Annotated in this window: 24 protein-coding genes and 1 pseudogene; 16 read left to right on the top strand and 9 right to left on the bottom strand. The window is 68.2% G+C overall.

Going from position 1 to position 25,429, the window contains the following annotated elements; translation table 11 throughout:
* The 11 genes from APY03_RS39725 to APY03_RS39775 all read left to right on the top strand — a co-directional run.
* Window positions 1-639, top strand: a 639-nt coding sequence (locus tag APY03_RS39725) for a fumarylacetoacetate hydrolase family protein (protein ID WP_232324583.1), incomplete at its 5' end; no start/stop codon positions are given.
* A gap of 39 nt (window positions 640-678) precedes the next feature.
* Window positions 679-1,656, top strand: a complete 978-nt coding sequence (locus tag APY03_RS39730) for a Bug family tripartite tricarboxylate transporter substrate binding protein (RefSeq protein WP_068686383.1) — start codon at window positions 679-681, stop codon at window positions 1,654-1,656.
* Between the two features lie 11 nt (window positions 1,657-1,667).
* Window positions 1,668-3,125, top strand: coding sequence for a 5-carboxymethyl-2-hydroxymuconate semialdehyde dehydrogenase (gene hpaE / locus APY03_RS39735; RefSeq protein ID WP_068686385.1), 1,458 nt, complete (start codon window positions 1,668-1,670; stop codon window positions 3,123-3,125).
* A 2-nt stretch (window positions 3,126-3,127) separates the two neighbouring features.
* Window positions 3,128-4,003, top strand: a complete 876-nt coding sequence (gene hpaD, locus APY03_RS39740; protein WP_068686388.1) for a 3,4-dihydroxyphenylacetate 2,3-dioxygenase — start codon at window positions 3,128-3,130, stop codon at window positions 4,001-4,003.
* Window positions 4,004-4,014: 11 nt separating this feature from the next.
* Window positions 4,015-4,419: a 5-carboxymethyl-2-hydroxymuconate Delta-isomerase gene (locus tag APY03_RS39745; RefSeq protein WP_068686390.1), complete on the top strand. Its 405-nt coding sequence runs from the start codon at window positions 4,015-4,017 to the stop codon at window positions 4,417-4,419.
* Window position 4,420: 1 nt separating this feature from the next.
* Entirely contained in the window at window positions 4,421-5,224 is an 804-nt protein-coding gene (gene hpaH / locus APY03_RS39750; RefSeq protein ID WP_068686392.1) for a 2-oxo-hept-4-ene-1,7-dioate hydratase, read from the top strand.
* Window positions 5,225-5,236: 12 nt separating this feature from the next.
* The gene (locus APY03_RS39755; protein WP_068686394.1) at window positions 5,237-6,046 is read left to right on the top strand and encodes an aldolase/citrate lyase family protein; all 810 of its coding nucleotides are present in this window, start codon (window positions 5,237-5,239) and stop codon (window positions 6,044-6,046) included.
* A gap of 7 nt (window positions 6,047-6,053) precedes the next feature.
* Complete coding sequence (gene ilvD / locus APY03_RS39760) at window positions 6,054-7,775, top strand: dihydroxy-acid dehydratase (protein WP_083944963.1); 1,722 nt, start codon at window positions 6,054-6,056, stop codon at window positions 7,773-7,775.
* 28 nt (window positions 7,776-7,803) lie between these two features.
* Window positions 7,804-8,796, top strand: coding sequence for a Bug family tripartite tricarboxylate transporter substrate binding protein (locus APY03_RS39765; protein WP_068686396.1), 993 nt, complete (start codon window positions 7,804-7,806; stop codon window positions 8,794-8,796).
* Window positions 8,797-8,946: 150 nt separating this feature from the next.
* Window positions 8,947-9,735 (top strand): class II aldolase/adducin family protein, encoded by a 789-nt coding sequence (locus APY03_RS39770; RefSeq protein ID WP_068686398.1) that lies wholly within the window; start codon window positions 8,947-8,949, stop codon window positions 9,733-9,735.
* A 10-nt stretch (window positions 9,736-9,745) separates the two neighbouring features.
* The gene (locus tag APY03_RS39775) at window positions 9,746-10,723 is read left to right on the top strand and encodes a 2-dehydropantoate 2-reductase (RefSeq protein WP_068686400.1); all 978 of its coding nucleotides are present in this window, start codon (window positions 9,746-9,748) and stop codon (window positions 10,721-10,723) included.
* A 170-nt stretch (window positions 10,724-10,893) separates the two neighbouring features.
* Here APY03_RS39775 and alr read toward each other — a convergent pair whose 3' ends face one another.
* On the bottom strand, window positions 10,894-11,982 hold the full coding sequence (gene alr, locus APY03_RS39780) for an alanine racemase (RefSeq protein WP_068686402.1): 1,089 nt from the start codon (window positions 11,980-11,982) through the stop codon (window positions 10,894-10,896).
* Window positions 11,983-12,139: 157 nt separating this feature from the next.
* Between alr and lplT the strand changes: the two genes are divergently transcribed.
* Genes lplT through APY03_RS39795 form a run of 3 tightly spaced genes read left to right on the top strand, consistent with a single transcriptional unit; the run spans window position 12,140 to window position 14,854 of the window.
* On the top strand, window positions 12,140-13,444 hold the full coding sequence (lplT, locus tag APY03_RS39785; RefSeq protein ID WP_068686404.1) for a lysophospholipid transporter LplT: 1,305 nt from the start codon (window positions 12,140-12,142) through the stop codon (window positions 13,442-13,444).
* Window positions 13,445-13,457: 13 nt separating this feature from the next.
* On the top strand, window positions 13,458-14,372 hold the full coding sequence (locus tag APY03_RS39790; RefSeq protein ID WP_068686406.1) for a DMT family transporter: 915 nt from the start codon (window positions 13,458-13,460) through the stop codon (window positions 14,370-14,372).
* The gene (locus APY03_RS39795) at window positions 14,369-14,854 is read left to right on the top strand and encodes a glutathione peroxidase (RefSeq protein ID WP_068686408.1); all 486 of its coding nucleotides are present in this window, start codon (window positions 14,369-14,371) and stop codon (window positions 14,852-14,854) included. Before APY03_RS39790 ends, APY03_RS39795 begins: the two co-directional genes overlap by 4 nt.
* Before the next feature lie 13 nt (window positions 14,855-14,867).
* Here the strand turns inward: APY03_RS39795 and APY03_RS39800 are convergent, their stop codons facing one another.
* Entirely contained in the window at window positions 14,868-15,305 is a 438-nt protein-coding gene (locus APY03_RS39800; protein WP_083944965.1) for a carboxypeptidase-like regulatory domain-containing protein, read from the bottom strand.
* Window positions 15,306-15,575: 270 nt separating this feature from the next.
* On the opposite strand from APY03_RS39800, the gene APY03_RS39805 reads away from it, so the two are divergent.
* Entirely contained in the window at window positions 15,576-16,973 is a 1,398-nt protein-coding gene (locus APY03_RS39805; protein ID WP_083944967.1) for an NHL repeat-containing protein, read from the top strand.
* Window positions 16,974-17,025: 52 nt separating this feature from the next.
* Here the strand turns inward: APY03_RS39805 and glcF are convergent, their stop codons facing one another.
* The 5 genes from glcF to APY03_RS39830 all read right to left on the bottom strand — a co-directional run bounded on the left by glcF (window position 17,026) and on the right by APY03_RS39830 (window position 22,302).
* A complete protein-coding gene (gene glcF, locus APY03_RS39810) occupies window positions 17,026-18,252 on the bottom strand; it encodes a glycolate oxidase subunit GlcF (RefSeq protein ID WP_068686412.1) in 1,227 nt (408 codons plus the stop codon).
* 1 nt (window position 18,253) lies between these two features.
* On the bottom strand, window positions 18,254-19,348 hold the full coding sequence (gene glcE / locus APY03_RS39815; RefSeq protein ID WP_068686414.1) for a glycolate oxidase subunit GlcE: 1,095 nt from the start codon (window positions 19,346-19,348) through the stop codon (window positions 18,254-18,256).
* 171 nt (window positions 19,349-19,519) lie between these two features.
* Window positions 19,520-21,049, bottom strand: a complete 1,530-nt coding sequence (locus tag APY03_RS39820; RefSeq protein ID WP_174262780.1) for an ammonium transporter — start codon at window positions 21,047-21,049, stop codon at window positions 19,520-19,522.
* A 26-nt stretch (window positions 21,050-21,075) separates the two neighbouring features.
* Window positions 21,076-21,414: a P-II family nitrogen regulator gene (gene glnK / locus APY03_RS39825; protein WP_068686416.1), complete on the bottom strand. Its 339-nt coding sequence runs from the start codon at window positions 21,412-21,414 to the stop codon at window positions 21,076-21,078.
* Between the two features lie 66 nt (window positions 21,415-21,480).
* Window positions 21,481-22,302, bottom strand: a complete 822-nt coding sequence (locus tag APY03_RS39830; protein ID WP_068686446.1) for a TorF family putative porin — start codon at window positions 22,300-22,302, stop codon at window positions 21,481-21,483.
* Window positions 22,303-22,461: 159 nt separating this feature from the next.
* Here APY03_RS39830 and APY03_RS39835 point away from each other — a divergent pair, with 159 nt between their 5' ends.
* Window positions 22,462-23,997, top strand: coding sequence for a YifB family Mg chelatase-like AAA ATPase (locus APY03_RS39835; protein ID WP_068686418.1), 1,536 nt, complete (start codon window positions 22,462-22,464; stop codon window positions 23,995-23,997).
* On the opposite strand, the gene APY03_RS39840 is transcribed toward APY03_RS39835, so the two are convergent.
* The gene (locus APY03_RS39840) at window positions 23,998-25,107 is read right to left on the bottom strand and encodes an ABC transporter substrate-binding protein (RefSeq protein ID WP_068686420.1); all 1,110 of its coding nucleotides are present in this window, start codon (window positions 25,105-25,107) and stop codon (window positions 23,998-24,000) included.
* A gap of 128 nt (window positions 25,108-25,235) precedes the next feature.
* Window positions 25,236-25,429, bottom strand: a pseudogene (locus tag APY03_RS45275) (tripartite tricarboxylate transporter substrate binding protein); the annotation flags it as partial.

Below are 25,429 nucleotides of genomic sequence, written 5' to 3' on the forward strand. Positions count from 1 at the left end.
CCGCCGCTGGCGCCCACCCCGCGCCCGCGCACCATCCTCGCACTCGGTCTCAACTACGCCGATCACGCGAAAGAGCTGGAATTCAAGGCACCCGAAGAGCCGCTGGTCTTCGTGAAGGGCCAGAGCACACTCATCGGCCATCGCCAGAAGACGCGACGCCCGGCCGATGTGACCTTCATGCACTACGAATGCGAGCTCGCGGTGGTCGTCGGCAGGACGGCGCGCAGGGTGCGGCGCGACGACGCCTACGACTTCATCGCCGGCTACACCGTGGCCAACGACTATGCGATCCGCGATTACCTGGAGAACTGGTACCGCCCCAACCTGCGCGTGAAGAACCGCGACACCTGCACGCCCATCGGGCCCTGGCTGGTGGACGCGAAAGACGTGCCCGACCCCATGACCCTCGCGCTGCAGACCACCGTCGACGGGAAGGTCACGCAGTCGGGGAACACCAGGGACATGATCTTCGACGTGCCCTTCCTCATCGAGTACTTCTCGGCCTTCATGACGCTCGCGCCCGGCGACCTGATCCTCACCGGCACGCCCGATGGCGTGGTCGATTGCAGGCCGGGCGACGTGGTCGTCACGGAAATCGAGCACATCGGCGCGCTGGTCAACACGATCGCCGCGGGCTGAAAGCGGGTATTCGTCCCGACCCCCCACCAAGGAGACACCATGATCAAGACACCGCGACTCGCCGCAGCCCTGCTCGCACTCTGTGCATCGATGCTCGCCCTCGATGCGCCTGCCCAGTCCTACCCGAACCGGCAGGTGCGCTGGGTGGTCGGCTATCCGGCCGGCGGTGGCACCGACTTCCTCGCGCGCACCGCCGGCGCCCAGCTCTCGCAGCAGCTCGGCCAGCCGGTCGTGATCGACAACCGGCCCGGCGCCGCGGCCATGATCGCGTCGGAGCACGTGGCGCGCGCGGCGCCGGACGGCTACACCGTGTTCTCGGCCGACAACGGCGTGCTGGTCTACAACCCCGTGCTCTACAAGAAGGTGCCCTACGACCCCGAGAAGGACTTCGCGCTGCTCGGGATGATGGGCCGCTCGGCGCTGGTCATCACCGCCGGACCCAACGCCGGCATCGCCGACGCCAAGGCGCTGCTCGCCGAGCTCAAGCGCTCGCCGGGCAAGTACAGCATCGGGACACCCGGCAACGGCAGCCCGCACCACCTCGCGCTCGAGCTGTTCCAGCGCGAGGCGGGCGTCTCGCTGCTGCACGTGCCGTACAAGGGCGGCGCGCCGGCCATGCAGGACCTGCTGGCCGGGCAGGTGCCGCTGATCGTGCTGGACCTGCCGAGCGGCGTCGGCGCCGTCAAGGCCGGCAAGATCACGCCGCTGATCGCGCTGTCGGCCGAACGCATGCCGCAGCTGCCCAACGTGCCGACGGCCAAGGAGCTGGGTTTTGCCAATGTCGAGGCCTACGCCTGGCAGGGGCTGGTGGCGCCGGCCGCCACGCCCAAGGACGTGCAGGCCCGGCTCGGCGCCGAGCTCGGCAAGACCATGAACGATCCGGCCGTGCGGCAGAAGCTCTTCGAAGCCGGCTGGGAGGCACGCCCGGCCGACGCCGCCGAGATGACGCGCTACGCCGAATCCGAGCGCAAGAAGTGGCACGCGCTGATCAAGGCGCGCGACATCAAACTGGACTGAGAGAGCCCCCCATGAAGATCGATCACCTGATCGGCGGCAAGCCGGTCGCCGGCAACGACTATTTCGAGACTGTCAATCCGGCCACGCAGGAGGTGCTGGCCGAAGTCGCGTCCGGCGGCGAAGCGGAAGTCAACGCGGCCGTTGCCGCCGCGAAGGCCGCCTTTCCGAAGTGGGCCGGCATGCCCGCGCCCCAACGCGCGAAGCTGATCCGCAAGCTCGGCGACCTGATTGCGGCCCACGTGCCCGCACTGGCGCGCACCGAGACCGACGATTGCGGCCAGGTCATCGCGCAGACGGGCAGGCAGCTGCTGCCGCGCGCGGCTGACAACTTCTACTACTTCGCCGAGATGTGCACGCGGGTCGACGGCCACACCTACCCGACCGAGACGCACCTCAACTACACGCTGTTCCACCCGGTCGGCGTGTGTGCGCTGATCTCGCCGTGGAACGTGCCCTTCATGACCGCCACCTGGAAGGTCGCGCCCTGCCTGGCCTTCGGCAACACCGCCGTGCTCAAGATGAGCGAGCTCTCGCCGCTCACCGCCGCGCGCCTGGGCGAGCTGGCGCTCGAAGCCGGCATTCCGGCGGGCGTGCTGAACCTGGTGCACGGCTACGGCAAGGAGGCCGGCGAGCCGCTGGTGGCGCACCCGGACGTGCGGGCGATCTCCTTCACCGGCTCGACCGCCACAGGCAACCGCATCGTCAAGAGCGCGGGCCTGAAGAAGTTCAGCATGGAGCTGGGCGGCAAGAGCCCGTTCGTGATCTTCGACGATGCGGACCTGGGTCGCGCGCTCGACGCGGCCATCTTCATGATCTTCAGCAACAACGGCGAGCGCTGCACAGCGGGCTCGCGCATCCTGGTGCAGCAGTCGATCTACGCCGACTTCGCGGCGAAGTTCGCCGAGCGCGCGAAGCGCATCGTGGTCGGCGACCCGCTCGATGAAGCGACCATCGTCGGCCCGATGATCTCGCAGGCGCACCTGGCCAAGGTGCGCAGCTACATCGAGCTGGGGCCGAAGGAAGGCGCGACGCTGCTGTGCGGGGGCCTCGAAGTCCCGCAGCTGCCGGAGCGCGTGCGGCGCGGCAACTACGTCGCGCCCACGGTCTTCGCCGATGTCGACAACCGCATGAAGATCGCGCAGGACGAGATCTTCGGCCCCGTGGCCTGCCTGATTCCCTTCAAGGACGAGGCCGACGCGATCCGCCTGGCCAACGACATCCAGTACGGATTGAGCAGCTACGTCTGGACCGAGAACATCGGCCGCGCGCACCGCGTGGCCGCGGCCGTCGAGGCCGGCATGTGCTTCGTCAACAGCCAGAACGTCAGGGACTTGCGCCAGCCCTTCGGCGGCACCAAGGCTTCGGGCACGGGGCGCGAGGGCGGCACCTGGAGCTACGAGGTCTTCTGCGAGCCGAAGAACGTGGCTGTGTCGCTCGGCTCGCACCACATCCCGCATTGGGGAGTCTAGACATGGGCACGCTCGCACTCGCCGCCAAGATCACGCACGTCCCCTCGATGTACCTTTCGGAATTCCCCGGCCCGAACTTCGGCTGCCGCGACGCGGCCATCAACGGCCACAAGGAAATCGACCGGCGCTGCCGCGAACTCGGCGTCGACACCATCGTGGTGTTCGACGTGCACTGGCAGGTCAACAGCGAATACCACATCAACTGCGGCCCGGCGTTCGAGGGCACCTACACCAGCAACGAGCTGCCGCACTTCATCAAGAACATGCCCTATGCCTACCCGGGCAATCCGGCGCTGGGCCACCTGATCGGCGACATGGCCAACGAGATGGGCGTGAAGAGCCGTGCCCACAGCGACACCACGCTGGAGCTCGAATACGGCACGCTGGTGCCGATGCGCTACATGAACGCCGACCAGCACTACAAGGTGATCAGCGTCAGCGGCTGGTGCGACTGGCACGACCTCACCGAGTCGGGCCGCTTCGGGCTCGCCGTGCGCCGCGCGATCGAGGAACGCTACGAGGGCACGGTGGCGGTGTTCGCCAGCGGCTCGCTGTCGCACCACTTCGCCGACAACGGCCGCGCGCCGGAGTTCATGCACAAGGTGTACGACCCCTTCCTCGAGCAGGTCGACCATCGCGTGGTCGAGCTGTGGAAGGCCGGCGAATGGAAGACCTTCCTGGGCATGCTGCCGATGTACGCCGAAAAGTGCTGGGGCGAGGGCGACATGCACGACACCGCGATGCTCCTGGGCCTGCTCGGCTGGGACCGCTACACAGCGCCAGTGGAAATCGTCACACCCTACTTCGGCAGCTCGGGCACGGGGCAGATCAATGCGATCTTTCCTGTGACGCCGCTGGCGACGCAAGCCACCGCCTGAGAAAGCCCACCATGCCCCATCTCGTGATTCTCTACACACCCGACGTCGAAGCCGACGCCGACATGCCGGCGCTGTGCCGCGCACTCGCCGACACCATGCTCGAACAGCGCGACGACCAGGACCGCCCGGTCTTCCCTGTCGGCGGCACGCGCGTGCTGGCCTATCCGGCCGCGCACTTCGCAGTGGCCGACGGCTCTGGCGAGCATGGCTTCGTCTACCTCAACCTGCGCATGGCGGCGGGACGCCCCGACGCAGTGAAGAAGCGCGTCGGCGATGCCTTGCTCGCGCGGCTCAAGCAGCAGGCCGAGCCCTTGCTGGCGAAGCGGCACGTCGGCATCACGCTGCAGATCGACGAAGCGCCCGGCCAGGTGTACGACGGCAAGTGCGGCAACCTGCATTCACTCTTCCAGCCCTGAGATGCTCGACAAGAAGCTGATCCAGCAACTCGCGGCCGAGCTGCACGAAAGCGAGAAGTCGCGCGTTCAGCTGCGGCATTTCTCGATGCGCCATCCCGAGATGACCGTCGACGACGGCTACGCCATCTCGCGCGAATGGGTGAAGACCAAGCTGGCCGAGGGCCGCGTGGTACGGGGCCACAAGATCGGCCTGACCTCGCGCGCGATGCAGCAGGCCAGCCAGATCACCGAGCCGGACTACGGCACGCTGCTGGACGACATGTTCTTCGAGCAGGGTGGGGACATCCCCTTCACCCGCTTCATCGCGCCGCGCATCGAGGTCGAGCTCGCCTTCGTGCTGGGCAAGCGGCTGCAGGGGCCGAACGTCAGCATCTTCGACGTGCTCGCCGCCACCGACTACGTGGTACCGGCGATCGAGATCATCGATGCGCGCATCGAGCAGCTCGACCGCGAGACCGGCGCCATGCGCAAGGTCTTCGACACCATCGCCGACAACGCGGCCAATGCGGGCATCGTGACCGGCGGCCGGCCGGTGAAGCCCGATGCGGTGGACCTGCGCTGGGTCGGCGCCCTGCTCTACAAGAACGGCGTGATCGAGGAGTCGGGCCTGGCCGCGGCCGTGCTCAACCACCCGGCCACCGGCGTGGCCTGGCTGGCGAACAAGCTCGCGCCCTGGGGCGAGTGCCTGGAGGCGGGCGAGGTTGTGCTGGGCGGCTCCTTCACCCGGCCGACCACTGCGAAGCCGGGGGATACTTTCCACGCCGACTACGGCACGCTCGGTTCCATCGCATTCCGTTTTGTCTGAAGAAGAAGCACCATGCAAACCCCCACCAATCCCTTCAAGCAAGCCCTGGCCGACAAGCGCGCGCAGATCGGCCTCTGGCTCGGCTTGGCCGACGCCTACAGCACGGAGATCTGCGCCGGCGCCGGCTTCGACTGGCTGCTCATCGACGGCGAGCATTCGCCCAACGGCCTGCGCAGCGTGCTGCAGCAGGCGCAGGCCATTGCGGCCTATCCCGGCGTGAACGCCATCGCGCGTGTGCCGGTCGGACACGGGCACGTGGGCACCGCGCTGATCAAGCAATACCTCGACCTCGGCGTGCAGACTCTGCTGGTGCCGATGGTCGACACGCCCGAGCAGGCGGCGACGATCGTGCGCGCCATGCGCTACCCGCCGGACGGCATCCGCGGCATGGGCGGCGCGCGCGCCTCGCGCTGGGGCCGCTACCCGGCCTATGCCAGGGAGGCCAACTCGCAGGTCTGCCTGCTGGTGCAGGCCGAGTCGCGCGAAGCGCTGGCGAACCTGGATGCGATCGCGGCCGTCGACGGCGTCGATGGCGTCTTCATCGGGCCGGCCGACCTGTCGGCCTCGCTCGGCCATGTCGGCGATTCGAACCATGCCGAGGTGCAGGCGGCCATCGACGACGCGATCGCACGCATCCAAAGGGCCGGCAAGGCCGCCGGCATCCTGACGCCCGACGAGACGCTGGCACAGAAATACCTGGATCTGGGCGCACTTTTCGTCGCGGTCGGCCTGGACACCAACCTGCTGGTGCGCAGCACCAACGCGCTGGCCGCCCGCTTCAAGGGCGGCCCGAAGCCAACATCTGCGGGCGGCACGTACTGAGAACACCATGACCGATCCCAAGCGCTTCCGCTCCGCGATCATCCGCGAGGGCACCATCCGCGCCACCACGCGCAGCTTCCTGCATGCGCTGGGCCAGGACGACGAGGACATCGCGCGCCCGCACATCGGCGTGTTCCACACCGGCGGCGAGATGAGCCCCTGCAACCTCAACCTGCGCGAGCAGGCGCAGCATGCCAAGACCGGCATCTACGCCGGCGGCGGCACGCCGCACGAGTGCCCGGTGGTGTCGGTGAGCGACGGCCTCACCATGGCGCACTCGGGCATGCGCTTCTCGCTGATCTCGCGCGAGCTGATCGCCGACAGCGTCGAAGCATCCACCCGCGGCCACCAGTGGGACGGCATCTTCGCCATCGGCGCCTGCGACAAGAACCTGCCCGGTCTGATGATGGGCATGGTCCGCTGCAACGTCCCCAGCGTGTTCGTGCATGGCGGCTCGGCCCTGCCCGGCCAGATGCCGGGGCCGGACGGCCGCGACCTCAACGTGGTCGACACCTACGAGACCATCGGCAAGGTGCTGGCCGGCGACGCCACGCACGAGGAGCTCGACGCCATGAGTCGCGCCTGCCTGCCCACCGCAGGCGCCTGCGCCGGCCAGTTCACCGCCAACACCATGGGCATGGTGTCGGAGGCGCTGGGCCTCGCGCCGATCGGCTCCAGCATGGTGCCGGCCGTGTTCAGCGAGCGCGCGCCGCTGATGCGCCGCGCGGCGCGGCAGCTGATGAAGGCCGTGATGGGCGAGGGCCCGTTGCCGCGCGACATCGTGACGCGCCAGGCGCTGGAGAACGCCTGCGCCGTGGTCTCGGCCACCGGCGGCTCGACCAATGCGGCGCTGCATCTGCCCGCCATCGCGCATGAAGCCGGCATACGCTTCCACCTCGACGACGTGGCCGAGGTCTTCGCGCGGACGCCGCTCGTCGCCGACCTGCGCCCGGGCGGGCAGTACCTCGCGCGCGATGTGTACTACATCGGCGGCGCCGGCGTGATCCTGCGCACGCTGCTCGAACAGGGCTACCTGCACGGCGACGCGCTCACCTTCACCGGCCGCACGCTGGCCGAGGAAGTGGCCGATGCGCCCGAGCCCGACGGCCGCGTGGTGCGCAAGGCCGGCGACCCGATCACGCGCGATGGAGGACTCGCCGTGCTCAAGGGCAACCTGTGCCCGGACGGAGCCCTGCTGAAGACCGCGGGCCTCAAGACGCTGGTGCACCGCGGCCCGGTGCGCGTCTTCGAGTCGGAGGAACAGGCGCAGGCCGCCGTGCAGAACCGCCGCTACCAGGCCGGCGACGTGATCGTGATCCGCAACGAAGGCCCGAAAGGCAGCCCGGGCATGCGCGAGATGCTGGGCATCACCGCCCTGCTCTACGGCCAGGGCATGGGCGACAAGGTCGCGCTCCTGACCGACGGCCGCTTCTCCGGTGCGACGCGTGGCCTGTGCATCGGCTACGCGGGGCCGGAGGCGGCCGAGGGCGGGCCCATCGCGGCATTGCGCGACGGCGACATCGTCGCCATCGATGCGCGTGCCGAGGCGCGCAGCATCACCGTCGAATTGAGCGGCGGGGAGATCGCCGCGCGGCTGGCCGGACGTCAGGTAAACGCGGGGGTGCGGCACACCGGCTTGCTGGAAAAATACGCGCTCACCGTGCGCCCGAGCCATCAGGGCGCCGTGACCCATTCGGGCGCAGTCACCTGGCTGCGCGACGAATCCTGAAACGCCCTCAAACGGAGACTTCCACATCATGACCATCACCCGCCGCCACCTGCTGCAGACCACCGGTGCCTCCGCCCTGCTCGCCAGCCTGGGCCAGCAGGCCTTCGCGCAGGCGCAGCCCTTCGAGACCGCGCGCCTGATCACCGGCTTCGCGGCCGGCGGCACCTCCGACACCCTGTGCCGCCGCGTCGCGAGCCGCCTCCAGCCCGACTACGGCAAGGCCGTGGTGGTGGAAAACCGCACCGGCGCGGGCGGCCAGATCGCCGTCACCTACGTCAAGGGCCAGCCGGCCGACGGCGCGACGATCCTGCAGACGCCGACCTCCATCCTCACCATCTATCCGCACATCTACAAGAAGCTGCCCTACGACCCGCTGGTGGACCTCACGCCGCTGACGGTCGCCTGCCAGTTCGACTTCGGCTTTGCCGTCGGGCCGGCCGTGCCCGCCTCGGTGAAGTCGGTGCCCGAGTACCTCGCCTGGGCCAAGGCCCATCCCGAAGGCGCCAACTACGGATCGCCGGCGGCCGGCTCCACGCCGCACTTCATCGGCGCGCTGCTCGGCAAGAACGCGGGCGTGGACCTCAAGCACGCGGCCTACCGCGGCACGCAGCCCGCCATGCTCGACCTGCTCGGCGGCAACGTGGCGGCCGTGTCGGGCCCGATCGGCGACATCACCCAGCACCTCGCCTCGGGCAAGGTGCGCATCCTCGGCGTCTCCGGTGCCAAGCGCAGCCGCTTCGCACCGGACGTGCCGACCTTCGAGGAGCAGGGCGTCAAGAACGTCACGCACAGCGAATGGTTCGCCTTCCTGTTGCCGGCCAAGGCGTCGCCCGAAGTGGTGGCGCGCGCCAATGCGGCGATGAAGACGGCGCTGGCGCAGAAGGACGTGATCGACGGGCTCGCCACCTTCGGGCTGGAGGCGATGTCCTCTTCGCCGGCGGAGCTGACCGAGCTGATCAAGAAGGACACCGCCAAGTGGGCCCCGATCGTGAAGCAGATCGGCTTCACCGCGGAGGGGTAAGCCCAACCCCGTTGCTTGCTCACTTCGTGTAGCCGCCTCCCCCCTCGAGGGGGCGACACCAGCGGCCCGGCAAAGCCGGTTCCGCGGTGTCCCCCGAACAGGCAGGGAGCTTGCCGAGTGGCAAGTCATTGATAGAAAAAGGAACTGCCGATGAACACGCCATTCGCCACGCCGGCCACCCCGGCCCGTCCCGCCATCCATCCCGACGAACAGGAGGCGCGCCTGCAGCTGGCCGCCTGCTACCGCGTGTTCGCGATGCTGGGCTGGACCGAGATGATCTACAACCACATCACGGTGCGGCTGCCCGACAGCGTGACGGGTGGCGAGAAGCAGTTCCTGATCAACCCCTTCGGCCTGCATTACAGCGAAGTCACCGCCGGCAACCTGGTGAAGATCGACCTGCAGGGCAAGGTGCTCGACGGCTCGCGCCATCCGGTCAACCCCGCCGGCTTCACCGTGCATGCCGCCATCCACGACGGCCTGCCCGATGCGCATTGCGTGATGCACACGCACACCACCGCCGGCGTGGCCGTGGCCTGCCTGCAGGGTGGCCTGCAGCAGACCAATTTCTACACGGCCCAGCTGCACGACATGGTGGCGTACCACGACTTCGAAGGCATCACCATCCACGCCGACGAAGGGCCGCGCCTGTTGAAGAGCATCGGCAGCCGTCCGGCCGTGATCCTGCGCAACCATGGCCTGCTGGCCTGGGGCCAGACGCTGCCGCAGACCTTCGCCATCCTCTGGACCCTGCAGCGCGCCTGCGAGATCCAGATGGCCACCCTTTCGATGGGCGCGCCGATCCCCGTATCGGAGGAGATCGCACGCAAGTGCACCCGCGACGCGCTGCAGTTCAACCCGAAGCACGGCGGCGGGCAGGACGTGTTCGACGCGCTGGTGCGCCAGGTCGATCGCATCGACGATTCCTACAAGCACTGAGCGGACAGCGATGAAAGTCTGCATCTACGGCGCCGGCGCGATCGGCGGCTGGATCGGCGTCGGCCTTGCGCAGGCAGGCTGCCGTCTCAACGTGGTGGCGCGCGGCGCGACGCTAGAAGCCCTGCAGCGCGAAGGCTTGAGCGTGCTGCGCGGCGACCGGCGCACGCGCGTCGCGGTCAACGCGGTGATGGAACCGGCCGAGCTGGGCGTGCAGGACCTGGTGGTGATCGCCGTGAAGGCGCCGGCGCTGCCAGCCGTGGCCGCGAAGATCGCGCCGCTGCTCGGGCCCGACACGATCGTCCTGACCGCCATGAACGGCGTGCCCTGGTGGTTCCTGCAGGGCGGCTTCGGCGGTCCGCTCGCGGGCACGCAGCTGGAGGCGGTCGACCCGGGCGGGAAGATCGACGCCGCCATTCATGCGCGCCATGTGATCGGCGGCGTGGTGCACGCCAGCTGCTCGCTGGACGGTCCCGGCGTGGTCCGCCATCACTTCGGCAATGGCCTGATCATCGGAGAGCCCTCCGGCGAGGCCACGCCGCGCGCGCAGCGGCTCGAGGCGCTGCTGAAGCAGGCGGGCTTCGAATCCCGCCTCTCGGCGCAGATCCAGAAGGACGTCTGGTACAAGCTCTGGGGCAACATGACGGTCAACCCCATCAGCGCACTGACCGGCGCCACCACCGACCTCATCCTCAACGACGAGCTGGTGCGCGGCTTCATCTCGACCATCATGCTGGAAGCCCGCGAGATCGGCGAGCGCATCGGCATCCCGATCGCCGAGAGCCCCGAGGACCGGCACGCGGTCACGCGCAGGCTGGGGGCGTTCAAGACTTCGATGCTGCAGGATGTGGAGGCGCATCGCCCGGTCGAGCTCGATGCACTGGTGTCGGTGGTGCGCGAGCTGGGGCAGCGTGCGGGCGTGGCCACGCCCTTTACCGACGCATTGTTGGGGCTGGCGAGGCTGCAAGCGCGACGGCTGGGGCTGTACTGAAGCGAAAGGCCGCTCGACGCTCGAGCAGCAGCGCCGAGGCCCCGATCAAAAGGCCAGCAGGCCGTTCAGGCGCAGTTCGTGCTCGCGACGCAGGTCGCGCTCGACCTGCCTTTCCCACAGGCGCACGGAGCGCCAGTTCGACACGACCTTCAAGCGGCCGCGCCTTGGGCTCAGTCCACCGCCACCGGCACGCGCGGCGCCACTGCGCACATCAGCTCGTAGCCGACGGTGCCCGCGGCCCGCGCGACCTCGTCGATGGGCAGCACGGCGCCGTTCGACGCACGCCCCCACAGCGTGACCTCGGCGCCGAAGCGCGCATCGGGCACGGGGGTGAGGTCCACGGTGATCATGTCCATGCTGACGCGGCCGACCATCCGGGTGCGCACGCCGTTCACCAGCACGGGCGTGCCGGTATCGCAATGGCGCGGATAGCCGTCGGCGTAGCCGACTGCGGCGACGCCGATGGTGAGCGGCCCTTCGGCGGTGAAGCGAGAGCCATAGCCGATGGTGTCGCCCGCGGCCAGGGTCTGCACCGAGATCAGCCGCGTGGAGAGCGTCATCGTCGGCTGCAGCTGCCAGTGCGCCGCATCGTGCTCGGGAAAGTCGGGCGCACTGCCATACAGCAGGATGCCGGGGCGCACCCAGTCGGCGCGCGTCGCGGCGGCATGGCGCAGGGTGGCGGCGCTGTTGGCGATCGTGCGCTCGCCCGGCAGGTCGCGCGTGACGCTTTCGAAGACCTCGAGCTGATGGGCCACGCCGCGCTCGCCGTCGGCGTCGCTGAAGTGCGTCATCAGCGAGATCTCGTCGACCTGCGGCAGGGCATTGAGCCGCGTCCAGGCGGCACGGAAGCGCCCGGGGGCGAAGCCGAGACGATTCATGCCCGAGTTCATCTTGAGGAACACGCGCTGCGGCGCCTGGGTCTTGTGGGCGGCCAGCATGTCGATCTGCGCGTCGCAGTGCGCGGTGTGCCAGAGATCGAGGCGCGAGCACAGCTCCAGGTCGCGCGGCTCGAACACGCCTTCCAGCAGCAGCACCGGGCCGCGCCAGCCGAGGGCGCGAACGCGCTCGGCCTCGGCCAGGTCGAGCAGCGCGAAGCCGTCGGCGGCACGGAAGGAGTCGAACACGCGCTCGATGCCGTGGCCATAGGCATTGGCCTTCACCACCGCCCAGACGCGGGCGTCGACGGCGGCGCGGCGCGCGCGCTCGAGGTTGTGCGCCAGGGCGGCGCTGTGGATGGTCGCGAGGATCGGACGAGGCAAGGCGAAACCCGTTCAGGACATGAGGACAAACACCCGCACGACACGGGGCGTGGCGTCATTTTGACACTGCACCCCCATGCTATAACCGCGCATTTCCGCCAGTACCGCGGCCCACTTCCACTATTGCCAGCAGCCCCTCTGGCCAGCCAGCCCATCGATGAAGCGCGGTTTCTATACGATCATGTCGGCCCAGTTCTTCTCGTCGCTGGCCGACAACGCGCTTTTCGTTGCGGCGGTGGAATTGATGCGAACCAGCGGTGCGGCCGAGTGGCAGCGTGCCGCGCTGGTGCCGATCTTCACCATCTTCTATGTGGCGCTGGCACCGCTGGTCGGCGCCTTCGCCGATGCGCTGCCCAAGGGCCGCGTGATGTTCATCAGCAATGCGATCAAGGTGGTCGGCTGCGTGATGATGCTGTTCGGCACGCATCCGCTGCTGGCCTATGCGGTGGTCGGCCTGGGGGCGGCGGCCTATTCGCCGGCCAAGTACGGCATCCTGACCGAGTTGCTGCCGGCGTCGCAGCTGGTCAAGGCCAACGGCTGGATCGAGGGCCTGACGATCGCCTCCATCATCCTGGGCATCGTGCTCGGCGGGCAGCTGGTGGGGCATGCGCTGTCGACCCGGATGCTGGCGCTGGACTTCCCGGTGTTCGACACCGGCATCGACACCCCGCCCGAGGCGGCGATCGCGGCGCTGATCTTCATCTACATCATCGCGGCGTGGTTCAACACCCGCATCCCCGACACCGGCGTCGAGATGCGGCCGCTGCGCAGCAATCCACAGCATGGCATCCTGCGCAACCTGCTGGCGCTGCTGCCCGACTTCTGGCACTGCAACTCGCGCCTGTGGCGCGACAAGCTGGGCCAGATCTCGCTGGCGACCACCACGCTGTTCTGGGGCGCGGGCGGCAACCTCAAGTACATCGTGCTGGCGTGGGCTTCGCTGGCGCTGGGCTACAGCACGGCGCAGGCGTCCTCGCTGACCGGCGTGGTGGCGATCGGCACCGCGGTGGGCGCGGTGGTGGCATCGATGCGCATGCGCCTGGACATGGCCACGCGCGTGATCCCCCTGGGTATCGGCATGGGCATCCTGGTGATCGGGATGAACTTCATCAGCAACATCTGGGTCGCGGTGCCCTTCCTCATCCTGCTGGGCGGGCTGGGCGGCTTCCTGGTCGTGCCGATGAATGCGCTGCTGCAGCACCGCGGCCACAACCTGATGGGCGCCGGCCGGTCGATCGCGGTGCAGAACTTCAACGAGCAGGCCTGCATCCTGATCCTCGGCGCCTTCTACAGCGCCTGCACCGGCCTGGGGCTGTCGGCGTATTCGGCGATCACTGCATTCGGGCTGGTGGTCGCGGGATTCATGTGGCTCATCAAGCGCTGGCATCGCAACAACCTGCAGCGCTATCCCGAAGAGGTCGAACACCTGCTCGCGATCGCCCGCAGCGACAAGCATCACTGAGTCTGCCGCCGCCTTGCCTGCATTAGCGCTCGTCTTCAACGCCTTCGTGTGGGGCGTCTCGTGGTTTCCCTTCCGCCAGATCGAAGCCCATGGGCTGCATCCGGTCTGGGCCACCGCGCTCATCTATGCGCTGATCACACTTGCGATGGGCTGGCTGCGCCGCCATGCCTGGCAGCCCTTCGCAACATGGCCCGCGCTCACGCTGCTGGGGCTGGCGGCCGGCTTCACCAACGTGGGCTTCAACTGGGCGGTGACACAGGGCGACGTGGTGCGGGTGGTGCTCCTGTTCTACCTGATGCCGTTGTGGAGCGTGCTGCTGGCCTGGATCTTCCTCGGCGAGCGGCCCCGCCCTGCGGCTCTCGCGCGAATGGCGCTCGCGCTGGCCGGCGTGGCCGTCGTGCTCAAGACGCCGCAAACCGACTGGCCGGTGCCGGCCAGCCTGCCTGACTGGCTGGGCGTGGCGGCCGGCTTCTGCTTCGCGGTCACCAACATCCTGCTGCGCCGGCTGCGCGCGGCTCCCGGCGAATCGCGTGCGCTCGCCATGTTCGGCGGCTGCGCGCTGGTCGCGGGCCTGGCGGCGGCGGCCGGCACGGCGTTGGGCGTCATGGCGCCGCCGGCATTGCAACTGCCGGCGGCGGCAGGATGGGCGGGCTGGGCCGCGTTGCTGGGCGCCGGCTTCGTCTTCGCCAACATCTGCCTGCAGTACGGCGCCGCGCGGCTGGCGGCCAGCGCCACGGCGGTGATCATGCTGTCGGAGGTGCTGTTCGCCAGCGTCTCGTCAGTGGCGCTGGGCGCCGCCACGCTGGATGCGCGCATCTGGGCAGGCGGCGCGCTGATCGTGCTGGCGGCCTTGTGGTCCTCGTTTGCACGAACGAACAGCCGCGAGGATGATCGGCATTCCCGCATCCTGGAGGACACGCCATCATGACCAGCGTCTACGACTTCGAAGCCCGGCAGATCGACGGCACCGAGGTGCCGCTGTCCACCTACAGGGGCAAGGTACTCCTGATCGTCAACACCGCCAGCAAGTGCGGCTTCACGCCCCAGTTCGAGGGACTGGAGGCGCTCCACAAGAAGTACGCCGGCCAAGGCCTCGCGGTGCTCGGCTTCCCGTCCAACCAGTTCGGCAACCAGGACCCGGGCACGAACGAGGAGATCGGCGCCTTCTGCGTGAAGAACTACGGCGTGAGCTTTCCGATGATGGAGAAGATCGAGGTCAACGGCGCCGGCGCGACGCCGCTCTACAAGTGGCTCACGAAGGAAGCGCCGGGCCTGCTCGGCAGCACGGCCATCAAGTGGAACTTCACCAAGTTCCTGATCGGCAAGGACGGGCGGGTGCGGAAGCGCTACGCGCCGCTGGACACGCCGGCCTCGATGGAGCGGGACATCGAGGCGGCGCTGGCGGGCTGAAGCGGGGCTTCGCTCAGAAGCGGAAGTCAGCGGTCTGCGAACCGCGGCCGACGGTCACGGTGTGGGTCTTGACCATGCCTTCGGTGGCCGCCTCCACCGTGTAGCGGCCCGCCGGCAGGTCGACCAGGCACACGGGGCCGGAGGCACGCATTGCCAGTGCCGTGTCGCCTGCAGCGGACTTGATGGTGACGTCCACGTTCGCCAGGTAGGCACCGTCGGCGCGCGCGAACAGCAGCGCGAGAGGATGATCCTTCATCGCGGCGCGCATGGCGTTGGACTCGTCCGAGCCGATGCCGCCGCAGGCGAAGCGTGCGTTGCCCTGCACCTTCATGGCCGGCAGCGTGCCGGTGCCCGGGTTCATGGTCTGCGCGTAGGCGGCGAGCGGTCCCGCCGCGCAGGCACAGGCAAATGCCGCGCCGCAGAACATCCGATCGAGGCGGAGTTTTCGCATGGTCTTGCTCCCGAGGTGAACACCCGGGGATCTTGCTGCGCCAGCGCGAGATAGGGGGTCGGACCACTGCTCCTTCGCTTGTGCGATCTCAGGCCCCGCCACATACCGCCGGGACGGGCGCGGAATGAGGGTTTGCACCGCCCTCTTTAGCGACTATTCGTCAGATTGAACGCGCGGATTCGCGACAAGAATCTCGCCGTCCATCTCGGTGCCGGGATGAATGAACAGACGTCGGTATACCCAAGGTCGGCACCATCAGGTCCATCGAACATGAGTCTCTTCGCCGCACCTCTTCGCCTCCTCGCTTGCGCCATCCTCTGCCTGTCTCTCGCTGCCTGCGGCGGCGGCGGTGATGGCGGCTGCTCGACATGCGCGCTTCTGGCTTTGACGCCGAGTGCCCCGGCATCGAGCCCGCCTCCGACCGAAGTCCCGGCAGCTCCGACTCCGAGCTACGTCATCGGTGGCACCCTCTCGGGACTGGCTGAAAATACCAAGCTGGTCGTGCTCGACAACGGTGGCGACCCGCTGACGCTGGCGGCCAACGGCGAGTTCCGCTTTGCAACGCCCGTGGTCTTCAACACTCCCTATGCGGTGACCGTAGGGACTCACCCTCTGTGGCAGAACTGCAGCGTGAGCAACGGCAGCGGGACGGCCACGGCCGATGTGAGCAATGTGCAGGTGAACTGCATTGAAGCGCAAGCGCAGGTGTCGACGCTTGCCGGCTCCACTGCAGCAGGCTCCGCCGACGGAACAGGTGCAGCGGCATCATTCAATGGGCCACAGGCTCTCAAAGTAGATGTCAGCGGCAATGTCTTTGTGCTGGATACGTTCAACCACATGATCCGCAAGGTCACGCCGGACGGGGTGGTCACCATATTTGCCGGCTCGACACAGGCCGGGGCGGCCGACGGTACCGGCACATTTGCGCAGTTCGATGCGCCGGACGGAGTGGTCTTAGACGATAGCGGCAACCTTTATGTAGCGGATTTGAACCACAAGATCCGCAAGATCACGCCGCAGGGGGTGGTCACCACCTTCGCGGGCTCCGGAACGGCAGGTTCGGCCGACGGTACTGGTATCACCGCGCAATTCAACAATCCGGGAGGCGTTGCGGTCGATGCAAGCGGCAATCTCTACGTAGCGGACATTTCCAACCACGAGATTCGCAAGATCTCGCCGGAAGGCGTTGTGACCACCCTGGCGGGCTCGACGACACCCGGCTCGGTCGACGGGACAGGCACCGCCGCAAGATTCAACCAGCCCGTCGGAGTCGCAGTCGACGCCAGCGGCAACGTCTACGTGACAGACTGGGGAAACAACCGCATCCGCAAGATCACGCCCACTGGCGTTGTCACCACATTCGCCGGCTCCGGAACCCAAGGCGCAAGCGACGGCGTGGGCACTAGCGCGCAGTTTCGCTCTCCCTCCGGCATCGCAATCGACGCCATCGGCAACATTTACGTGTCCGATGCGGCCAACCACGCGATTCGCAAGATCACACCGGCTGGTCTCGTGACGACCTTGGCCGGTTCCGGAACGCTGGGCTCTGCCGACGGCATCGGGACCGCGGCGCAATTCAACACCCCCTACGACGTGCAGTTGGACGCCAGCGGCAACCTTTACGCCACTTCCGGCAATGCGATCCGCAAGATCACGCCGGTGCGCTGATTCAAGATGATCATTGCCGCGAGGCCGCAGCGCACAAGTTGGATTGCCGCCGTCAAGGCACGAGCGCCTCGTCCAGCACTTCCACCCAATGCCGCACCGGCAGGCCACTGCCGCTTTGCAGGTGCGTGATGCAACCGATGTTGGCCGAGACAATGGCGACCGGTCGAAGCTGGTCGAGGTGGCCCAGCTTGCGATCGCGCAGCGCATAGGCCAGGTCGGGCTGAAGCACGGAGTACGTGCCGGCCGAGCCGCAGCACAGGTGCGACTCGTTCTTGGCGACCTGGATATCGAAGCCGAGCGCGCGCAGGTTCACCTCGACGCCGCCGCGCAGCTTCTGCCCGTGCTGCAGCGTGCAGGGCGGGTGATAGGCAAGGACACCGGGCGGCGCGCTCACGCGGTCCTTCAACAGCGGGACCAGCTCGGGCAGCAACTCGCTCAGGTCGCGCGTGAGGGTGCTGATGCGCGCGGCCTTGTCCGCATAGGCTGGCTCGTCGCGCAGCAGGTGGCCGTACTCGCGCACCGTGACGCCGCAGCCGGAGGCGTTCATCACGATCGCCTCGACCACACCGTCTTCCACGAAGGGCCACCAGGCGTCGATGTTGGCGCGCATCTGCGCCTTGCCACCTTCCTGGTCGTTGAGGTGGAACTTCACCGCGCCGCAGCAGCCCGCGGCCTGTGCAATCACCGCCTCGATGCCCGCGGCATCGAGCACGCGCGCTGTCGCGCTGTTGATGTTGGGCGCCATCGACGGCTGCACGCAGCCGGCGAGCATCAGCATCTTGCGTGCATGCGTGCGCTTGGGCCATTCGCCCGCCGGTTGCGGGGCAGGAACCTTGGCCTTGAGCTTGGCCGGCAGCAGGCCGCGCACCGACTGCCCGAGCTTCATCGCGGGACCGAAGAGCGGCGAAGGCAGCGCCTCCTTCAGCGTCCAGCGCAGCGCACCTTCCATCGGTGGGCGCGGCACCTTCTCGTCGACGATCCTGCGGCCGATGTCGACCAGGTGGCCGTATTGCACACCGCTCGGACACGTGCTCTCGCAGTTGCGGCAGGTGAGGCAGCGGTCCAGGTGCAGCTGCGTGCTGCGCGTGGGCGGCTTTCCCTCGAGCACCTGCTTGATCAGGTAGATGCGTCCGCGCGGACCGTCGAGCTCGTCGCCCAGCAGCTGGTACGTCGGGCAGGTCGCGGTGCAGAAGCCGCAGTGCACGCATTTGCGCAGGATGGACTCGGCCTCCTGGCCATCGGCGGTGTTCCGGAATTCGGGGGCGAGTTCGGTTTGCATCTCAAGTCGTTGGGAAGAGCCGCGCGCGATCGAACACGGCATGGGGGTCGAACTCGCGCATCAGCGCTTCGTGGATGCGCCGCAGCGGCGCGCTCAAGGCATCGAAGCGGCGCGTGAGGGTGCCGGCGCCGTCCACGGTCATGAACAGCGTCGCATGGCCGCCCGCGGAGCGCGCCGCTTCCCTGAGTCGCTCGCCCTCGCCGGGCGGCACCAGATACCAGCGCTGCGCGCCATGCCATTCGATCAACGGCGGCTCTTCCAGCGGGAGCACTGGCGCGGTCTGCGGCACCGACAGGCGCCAAAGCTCGCGCCCCCCGCGCGCGGCGAACCACGGCAGGCGCAGGTCGCGCACGGCCTCCCAGTCGGCCCATGCCTGCGCGTCGTCCTGCCGCTCGCCACCGAGATGGGTGCAGGCAGCCGCCACCGCGGCCGTGGCGCCGCGCAGGCGCAGCCAGAGGCGGCCCCGGCCCTGCTCGTGCATCCAGCAGCTGGCGTTGAGAGGCAGCGGCTGGCCGCCCCAGCCGTTGAGCAAACGCAGCGCATCGGCCTGGTGGCAGTCGAAGACCAGCGTGGCCTCGGCCGGGGGGACGGGCAGCACCTTGAGACTGACTTCCGTGACCAGGCCCAGAACGCCCAACGAGCCGGCCAGCACGCGCGACACGTCGTAGCCGGCGACGTTCTTCATGACCTGGCCGCCGAACGTGAGCAGCTCGCCGCGGCCGTTGAAGAGCTGCGCGCCGAGCACATAGTCCCGCACGGCCCCCACGCTCGCGCGTGCCGGGCCGCTCAGGCCGGCAGCGACCATGCCGCCGACGGTACCGCCGCCGCCGAAACGCGGCGGCTCGAAGGGCAGGCACTGGCCCTGCTCGGCCAGCAAGGCTTCCAGCTCGACAAGCTGCGTGCCGGCGCGCGCGGTGACCACAAGCTCGCTGGGCTCGTAGCTCACGATGCCCTGCAGCCCGGCGGTGGAGAGCGGCTCGCCGCGCGGCGGCTCGCCGTAGAAGTCCTTGGTGCCGGCGCCGCGGACGCGCAGCACCGTGCGTTCGGCGGCGGCCTCGCGAATGCGTTCGGCGATCTGGCGCAGGGCTGGATCCATGCGGGGATGGTATCGCCCGCCGGGACGCGGGCCTGGGACCGTGCCACCTCAACTCAAAAAAAAGCCCGCTCGCGCCGAAGCGCTCGCGGGCTGAACATCCAAAGGAGACTCTTGCTTTGAATTGTTCCTGCGAGCGGTACCGCAGGCCGCGCAATGCGGCCCGCGCCCGCCTCAGCGGTTGTAGGCGGTTTCGCCGTGGGACGAGATGTCCAGGCCCTCGCGCTCTTCCTCTTCGCTCACGCGCAGCCCGATGGTCAGGTCGACGATCTTGAAGGCGACGAAGGAGACCACGGCGGACCATACGACGGTCAGCAGCACGGCCTTGAGCTGGATCCAGACCTGCGCGCCGATGCCGTTGGACACGATGCCGGCCGTGACCCAGTCGCCCACCAGGCCGGGCCCGCCCAGCGCCTGGGTGTTGAACACGCCGGTCAGGAGCGCACCCACGATGCCGCCCACGCCGTGCACGCCGAAGACGTCCAGCGAGTCGTCCGCGCCGAGCATGCGCTTGAGGCCGTTGACGCCCCAGAGACAGGCGAAGCCCGCGACGAAGCCGATCACGATCGCACCCATCAGGCCGACGTTGCCGGCCGCGGGCGTGATGGCCACCAGGCCCGCGACCGCACCGGATGCGGCACCCAGCATCGATGCCTTGCCCTTCATCAGCGCTTCGCCGATGGACCAGGCCAGCACCGCCGCGGCCGTGGCCGAGAAGGTGTTCATGAAGGCCAGCACGGCGCTGGTGCCCGCTTCGAGTGCGGAGCCGGCGTTGAACCCGAACCAGCCCACCCACAGCAGCGAGGCGCCGACCATCGTGAGCGTCAGCGAGTGCGGCGTGAAGGCTTCCTTGCCGTAGCCGATGCGCTTGCCGACGAGGAAGGCGCCCACCAGGCCCGCGATCGCGGCGTTGATGTGCACCACGGTGCCGCCCGCGAAGTCCAGCGCACCCCATTGCCAGATCAGGCCGGCCTTGGCGTTCATGGCGTCGACCACGTCCGCGCTGGCATAGGCGTCCGGGCCCATCCAGAACCACACCATGTGCGCGATCGGCGCATAGCTGAAGGTGAACCACAGCACCATGAAGAGCAGCACGGCCGAGAACTTGATGCGCTCGGCGAAGGCGCCCACGATCAGGCAGCAGGTGATGCCGGCGAAGGTGGCCTGGAAGGCGGCGAACAGCAGCTCGGGGATGTAGACACCCTTGCTGAAGGTCGCGCCCGGCGCGAAGGTGCCGGTAGCTGGGTCGAAGATGCCCTTCATGAAGAGCCGGTCGAAGCCGCCGATGAAGGAGTTGCCCTCGGTAAAGGCCAGGCTGTAGCCGTAGATCAGCCACAGCACGACGATCATCGAGAAGGTGACCATGATCTGCATGAGCACCGACAGCATGTTCTTGCTGCGCACCAGGCCGCCGTAGAAGAGGGCCAGGCCGGGGATGGTCATCATGATGACCAGCAGCGTCGACAACATCATCCACGAGGTATCGCCCTTGTTGAACGAAGGCGCGGGGGCGGCTGCCGGCGCTGCGGCGGCGGCATCGGCGGGTGCTGCTGCAGCAGCCGGGGCCGCTGCAGCGGGCGCCGCGGCGGCCGGGGCCGAGGCGGCGGGCGCTTCGGCCGGCGCGGCCGGGGTCTGGGCGAAGCCCGCGGTGCCGGCGACGAGCACGCTCAGGCCGAGGGCAAGAGAGACAAGCAGTTTTTTCATTGGATCTGTTCTTTCGTGCCTCGAAGTCAAAGGGCTTCGCGGCCTGTTTCTCCGGTACGGATGCGCACGACCTGCTCGAGGTCGTAGACGAAGATCTTGCCGTCGCCGATCTTGCCGGTGCGCGCGGCGCTCTCGACCGCCTCGATCACGCGCTCGACCAGTTCGTCGGCCACGGCCGCCTCGATCTTGACCTTGGGCAGGAAGTCGACCACGTACTCTGCGCCGCGGTAGAGCTCGGTGTGGCCCTTCTGGCGGCCGAAGCCCTTGACCTCCGTCACGGTGATGCCCTGCACCCCGATTGCCGAGAGCGCCTCGCGCACCTCGTCGAGCTTGAACGGCTTGATGATGGCTGTGACCAGCTTCATGATGCTTCCCTCATAGATTCCATGATGTTTCTCCTCTGGATCGCTCGAAACGGCGTGCCGTCGTGATCAGAGCGTCTTGGTCAGCGTGACGATGAATCGTGCCTTGTTGGGCGACCAGGTGCGCTCGCCGATGGGTCCGAAGCCCAGGTCGAGGCCCGGATCGGCCACCAGCAGGTACGAACTCTTCTTGTTGGCGCCCTGCACCGAGCCGGCCAGCGACAGGCCGTTGCCGAAGTCGTAGGAGGCGCCGACGTTGTAGTCCACGTAGTTGCGATAGCCCAGGCTGCGGATGTCGCTGCTCATGTGCGTATAGCCCACCGCTGCCTTGAAGGTCACCTTGGGCACGATTTCCTTGGTGTAGCTCAGGTTCAGGTAGCCGGTGTTGCGGCCCTTCAGGCCGGAGCCGTCCCTCTCTCCGGCGTAGTTGAAGTAGTCCTTGGACACCGTGTGCGAATACTTCAGCGTGAACGCGCCGATCGCTTCGTCGGCCCAGGTCCCGGCGCCGTAGAGCTCGGTGGTGTTGCCGCGGCTGTTGCCCGGATAGATGTACGTCAGCACGCCCACGTCGAGGTCGAAGATGCCGGCCTTGAACTTGTAGCCGCCGTAGATGTCGCTCTCGATGCTGTTGCCATTGAGCCAGTTGACGCTGGAGTTCCAGTTGCCGATGTAGAACCCGCTCTCGCCGAAGGCATAGTCGAAGCCGCCCTGGATGGCGGGCTTGAAGCCCTTGGTCTTGGCGAAGTCGTTGTTGCCCAGCACGTCCTGGTCCTGGCCTCGGAACTTGTAGTTGCTGGTCAGCGCGACGTTGCCTGTGAGCTGGGCGCTTGCCAGCATCGGCAGGGCAGCGAGGGCGGCGACGGCCAGGGCGGACGCGGTTTTACGGTGCATCATCGGGAGACTCCTCGGTCAGTTTTGAAATGGTTGGATACCCATTCAAAGCAGGGAGCGTGCCAAATCTCGCAGCCCGTGTGCAACGGAGCCTGGGACAGGTGCATGACGGCGCCATGAACAAAAGATGGGCGCACCATCTTGGTGAAAGGGAGAAGAATGAGCTTATCTTTGGTGCAAAGCCGTGCTTTGCTGGGCCTGGAGGCGGCAAGCGTCACGGTCGAGGTGCATCTGGCCAACGGGCTGCCCAGCTTCACGCTGGTGGGACTGGCGGACGTGGAGGTGAAGGAGGCCCGCGAGCGCGTGCGCTGCGCCATCCAGAACGCCGGCCTCGAATTTCCGAGCAACAAGCGGATCACGGTCAACCTGGCGCCGGCAGATCTCCCGAAGGACTCGGGCCGCTTCGACCTGCCGATCGCGCTGGGCATCCTGGCTGCGGCCGGGCAGATCGAGGCGGCGCGGCTGGCAGGCCACGAATTCGCGGGGGAGCTCTCCCTTTCTGGGCACCTGAGGCCCGTGCGTGGTGCGCTCGCGATGGCGCTGGCGCTGCATGGCCGCCGTGTCGCGACCAGGCTGGTGTTGCCGGCAGAGAGTGCGAGGGAGGCGGCCCTGGTGCCCGGCGCCGAAATCTACGGTGCAGCCCACCTGCTCGATGTGGTGCGGCAATTCCTGCCGGGCGGCCCGGCAGCGGGCGATGCGGCTGAAGATGGCTGGCACCGTGCGCTGCCCGCCGCCGCAGGCCCGGCGGCGGCCGCGGCCGACCTGGCGGATGTCAAGGGCCACGCGGGCGCGAGGCGTGCGCTCGAGATCGCGGCGGCCGGCCAGCACAGCCTGCTGATGGTCGGTCCGCCCGGTTCCGGCAAGTCGATGCTGGCCCAGCGCTTCGCCGGCCTGCTGCCGGCGATGAGCGTGGACGAGGCGCTGGAAAGCGCCGCCGTCGCGAGCCTGCACGGCCGCTTCGCCGTCGAGCGCTGGCGCATGCGGCCGACCTGCAGCCCGCACCATAGCGCCAGTGCGGTGGCGCTGGTGGGCGGCGGCTCGCCGCCACGGCCGGGTGAGATCTCGCTGGCGCACAACGGCGTGCTGTTCCTAGACGAATTTCCGGAGTTCCAGCGCGCCGCGCTCGAAGCGCTGCGCGAGCCGCTGGAGACCGGCAGCATCACCATCGCACGCGCCGCGCGGCGTGCCGAGTTCCCGGCCCGCTTCCAACTGGTGGCGGCCATGAACCCCTGCCCGTGCGGCTACCTGGGCTCAACGCTCAAGCCCTGCCGATGCACGCCGGACCAGGTGGCACGCTACCAGGGCAAGCTCAGCGGACCGCTGCTGGACCGCATCGACCTGCACATCGAAGTGCCCGCGGTACCGGCCACCCATTTGCTGGAAACACCCGCCGGCGAAGCCAGCGCCGAGGTCCGTGCGCGCGTGGTCGAGGCGCGCGAGCGCGCCCTGCAGCGGCAGGGCAAGGCCAACCAGGCGCTACAGGGTGCGGAGATCGACCGCCATGCGCAGCTGGATGCCGCGGCTTTGCGTTTCCTGCAGGCCGCGGCGACGCGGCTGGGCTGGTCGGCCCGGGGGACGCATCGCACGCTCAAACTGGCCCGCACGATCGCGGACCTGGCCGGCGCCGGCACGGTGCAGGCGGCGCATGTGGCGGAGGCGGTGCAGTACCGGAGAGCGCTGCAGCAGGTCGAGTGATCAGCGCTTGAACCTGCCCCCGCTGATGATCGACAGGTCGACGTAGTCGATGCCCGTGTGGTCCTGCGGCGAGTAGCTCACCTCGAGTCCACCGCCCGGGTCGTAGCGGAAGTCGTTGAGTACGGCCAACAGCCTGGCGCGCGTCGGCTTCGGGCCGGCGCGGCGCAGCGCCTCGACCATCACCTTGGTGGCAACAAAGCCCTCGAGCAGCGCCGGCGACAGCTCGATGTCGCCCTTCGCCTTGGCCAGGTCCGAGGCCTCCTTGACCAGCGGATGCGCCATGCCGCGCTCCGACGGCAGCACCTGCATCACGACCACCCCGCCGCTGGCGCTGCCCAGCTCCTTGATGAAGCCCGATGCCGCATTGTTCGACAGCGTGATGACCTGTGCGGCCGAGCCGGTGGCGCGCAGCGCCTTCACGCCTTCGGTCACGGCGGTGCCGGAGCCGATCCACAGCACGGCCTGCGCGTCGGCGGCGGCGAGCTTGGGCACGATGGCCGTGTAGTCTGGCTTGTTGCGGTCGGCCAGCACCAGCGCGGCCGGCTTCAAGCCCGCCTTGTCGAAGCCCTTCATCGCGCCTTCCATCCCGTCCTTGCCGAAGGAGTCGTCGGCCTGGACCACGGCGATGCGCTGCATGCCTATCGTGTGCAGATGCTGGACCGCCTTCTCGGCCTCGCGCTGGTAGGTGGAGCGCACGTTGAACACATGCTTCTGCACGGGCTTGTGCAGCGACATCGCGCCGGTGGAAGGCGCGATCAGCGGAGTGCCGCTCTTGTCGAGCAGCGGAATGACCGCCAGCGCATTGGGCGTGCCGCGATTGAGCAGCAGCGCCAGCACCTTCTTCTCCTCGATCAGGATGCGGGAGTTCTCGGCCGAGCGCTTGGCGTCCAACCCGTCGTCCAGGCGGATCACCTCGATCTTCTCGCCGTGGATGCCGCCCTGCGCATTGACGTGGTCGATGACCAGCTGTGAACCGAGGATGGTCTCCTGCACGCTGGCCGCGACCGGCCCCGATATGCCGGCCGACTGGCCGATCAGGATCTGGGCCGCTGCGTTCGCAGTACCCAGCACCAGCGCGGCGGCGCAGAAAAGAACTCGCACGGACTCCATGGGCTGCTCTCCAGAAGGCCGGGCAGAAGCGCGCGGCGCAATTTGTGTTCAATTGTTACCGGCCGCTCGCCTTCCCTCCTCCAGAACAAACCCTTGATGCTTTTGCCTTAATTTCCAGACCATCTGCGCTACTGCGCCTCGATGCCGAAGGCGCGGATACGCTGCGTGATCACCTCGAACTCGGCCCTGTAGCCGCCTGCGAACTGCTCGGGCGTGGTGTTCATGATCTCGAAGCCGCGCTCGACCAGCACCGGGCGCACGTCCTCGGCTGCGACGATGGCGCGGATCTCGGCCGCGAGCCGCTGCACCACGGCAGGGGGGG

This window comes from Variovorax sp. WDL1 (genome assembly GCF_001541225.1).
In the GTDB taxonomy this organism is placed as follows: domain Bacteria; phylum Pseudomonadota; class Gammaproteobacteria; order Burkholderiales; family Burkholderiaceae_C; genus Variovorax.

Excerpts from the sequence above, each read along its gene's own strand:
- APY03_RS39730 (WP_068686383.1), top strand. The coding sequence starts at position 679 with ATGATCAAGACACCGCGACTCGCCGCAGCCCTGCTCGCACTCTGTGCA.
- hpaE (WP_068686385.1), top strand. The coding sequence starts at position 1,668 with ATGAAGATCGATCACCTGATCGGCGGCAAGCCGGTCGCCGGCAACGAC.
- hpaD (WP_068686388.1), top strand. The coding sequence starts at position 3,128 with ATGGGCACGCTCGCACTCGCCGCCAAGATCACGCACGTCCCCTCGATG.
- APY03_RS39745 (WP_068686390.1), top strand. The coding sequence starts at position 4,015 with ATGCCCCATCTCGTGATTCTCTACACACCCGACGTCGAAGCCGACGCC.
- hpaH (WP_068686392.1), top strand. The coding sequence starts at position 4,421 with ATGCTCGACAAGAAGCTGATCCAGCAACTCGCGGCCGAGCTGCACGAA.
- APY03_RS39755 (WP_068686394.1), top strand. The coding sequence starts at position 5,237 with ATGCAAACCCCCACCAATCCCTTCAAGCAAGCCCTGGCCGACAAGCGC.
- ilvD (WP_083944963.1), top strand. The coding sequence starts at position 6,054 with ATGACCGATCCCAAGCGCTTCCGCTCCGCGATCATCCGCGAGGGCACC.
- APY03_RS39765 (WP_068686396.1), top strand. The coding sequence starts at position 7,804 with ATGACCATCACCCGCCGCCACCTGCTGCAGACCACCGGTGCCTCCGCC.
- APY03_RS39770 (WP_068686398.1), top strand. The coding sequence starts at position 8,947 with ATGAACACGCCATTCGCCACGCCGGCCACCCCGGCCCGTCCCGCCATC.
- APY03_RS39775 (WP_068686400.1), top strand. The coding sequence starts at position 9,746 with ATGAAAGTCTGCATCTACGGCGCCGGCGCGATCGGCGGCTGGATCGGC.
- lplT (WP_068686404.1), top strand. The coding sequence starts at position 12,140 with ATGAAGCGCGGTTTCTATACGATCATGTCGGCCCAGTTCTTCTCGTCG.
- APY03_RS39795 (WP_068686408.1), top strand. The coding sequence starts at position 14,369 with ATGACCAGCGTCTACGACTTCGAAGCCCGGCAGATCGACGGCACCGAG.
- APY03_RS39800 (WP_083944965.1), bottom strand. The coding sequence starts at position 15,305 with ATGCGAAAACTCCGCCTCGATCGGATGTTCTGCGGCGCGGCATTTGCC.
- APY03_RS39805 (WP_083944967.1), top strand. The coding sequence starts at position 15,576 with ATGAGTCTCTTCGCCGCACCTCTTCGCCTCCTCGCTTGCGCCATCCTC.
- glcF (WP_068686412.1), bottom strand. The coding sequence starts at position 18,252 with ATGCAAACCGAACTCGCCCCCGAATTCCGGAACACCGCCGATGGCCAG.
- glcE (WP_068686414.1), bottom strand. The coding sequence starts at position 19,348 with ATGGATCCAGCCCTGCGCCAGATCGCCGAACGCATTCGCGAGGCCGCC.
- APY03_RS39820 (WP_174262780.1), bottom strand. The coding sequence starts at position 21,049 with ATGAAAAAACTGCTTGTCTCTCTTGCCCTCGGCCTGAGCGTGCTCGTC.
- glnK (WP_068686416.1), bottom strand. The coding sequence starts at position 21,414 with ATGAAGCTGGTCACAGCCATCATCAAGCCGTTCAAGCTCGACGAGGTG.
- APY03_RS39830 (WP_068686446.1), bottom strand. The coding sequence starts at position 22,302 with ATGCACCGTAAAACCGCGTCCGCCCTGGCCGTCGCCGCCCTCGCTGCC.
- APY03_RS39835 (WP_068686418.1), top strand. The coding sequence starts at position 22,462 with ATGAGCTTATCTTTGGTGCAAAGCCGTGCTTTGCTGGGCCTGGAGGCG.
- APY03_RS39840 (WP_068686420.1), bottom strand. The coding sequence starts at position 25,107 with ATGGAGTCCGTGCGAGTTCTTTTCTGCGCCGCCGCGCTGGTGCTGGGT.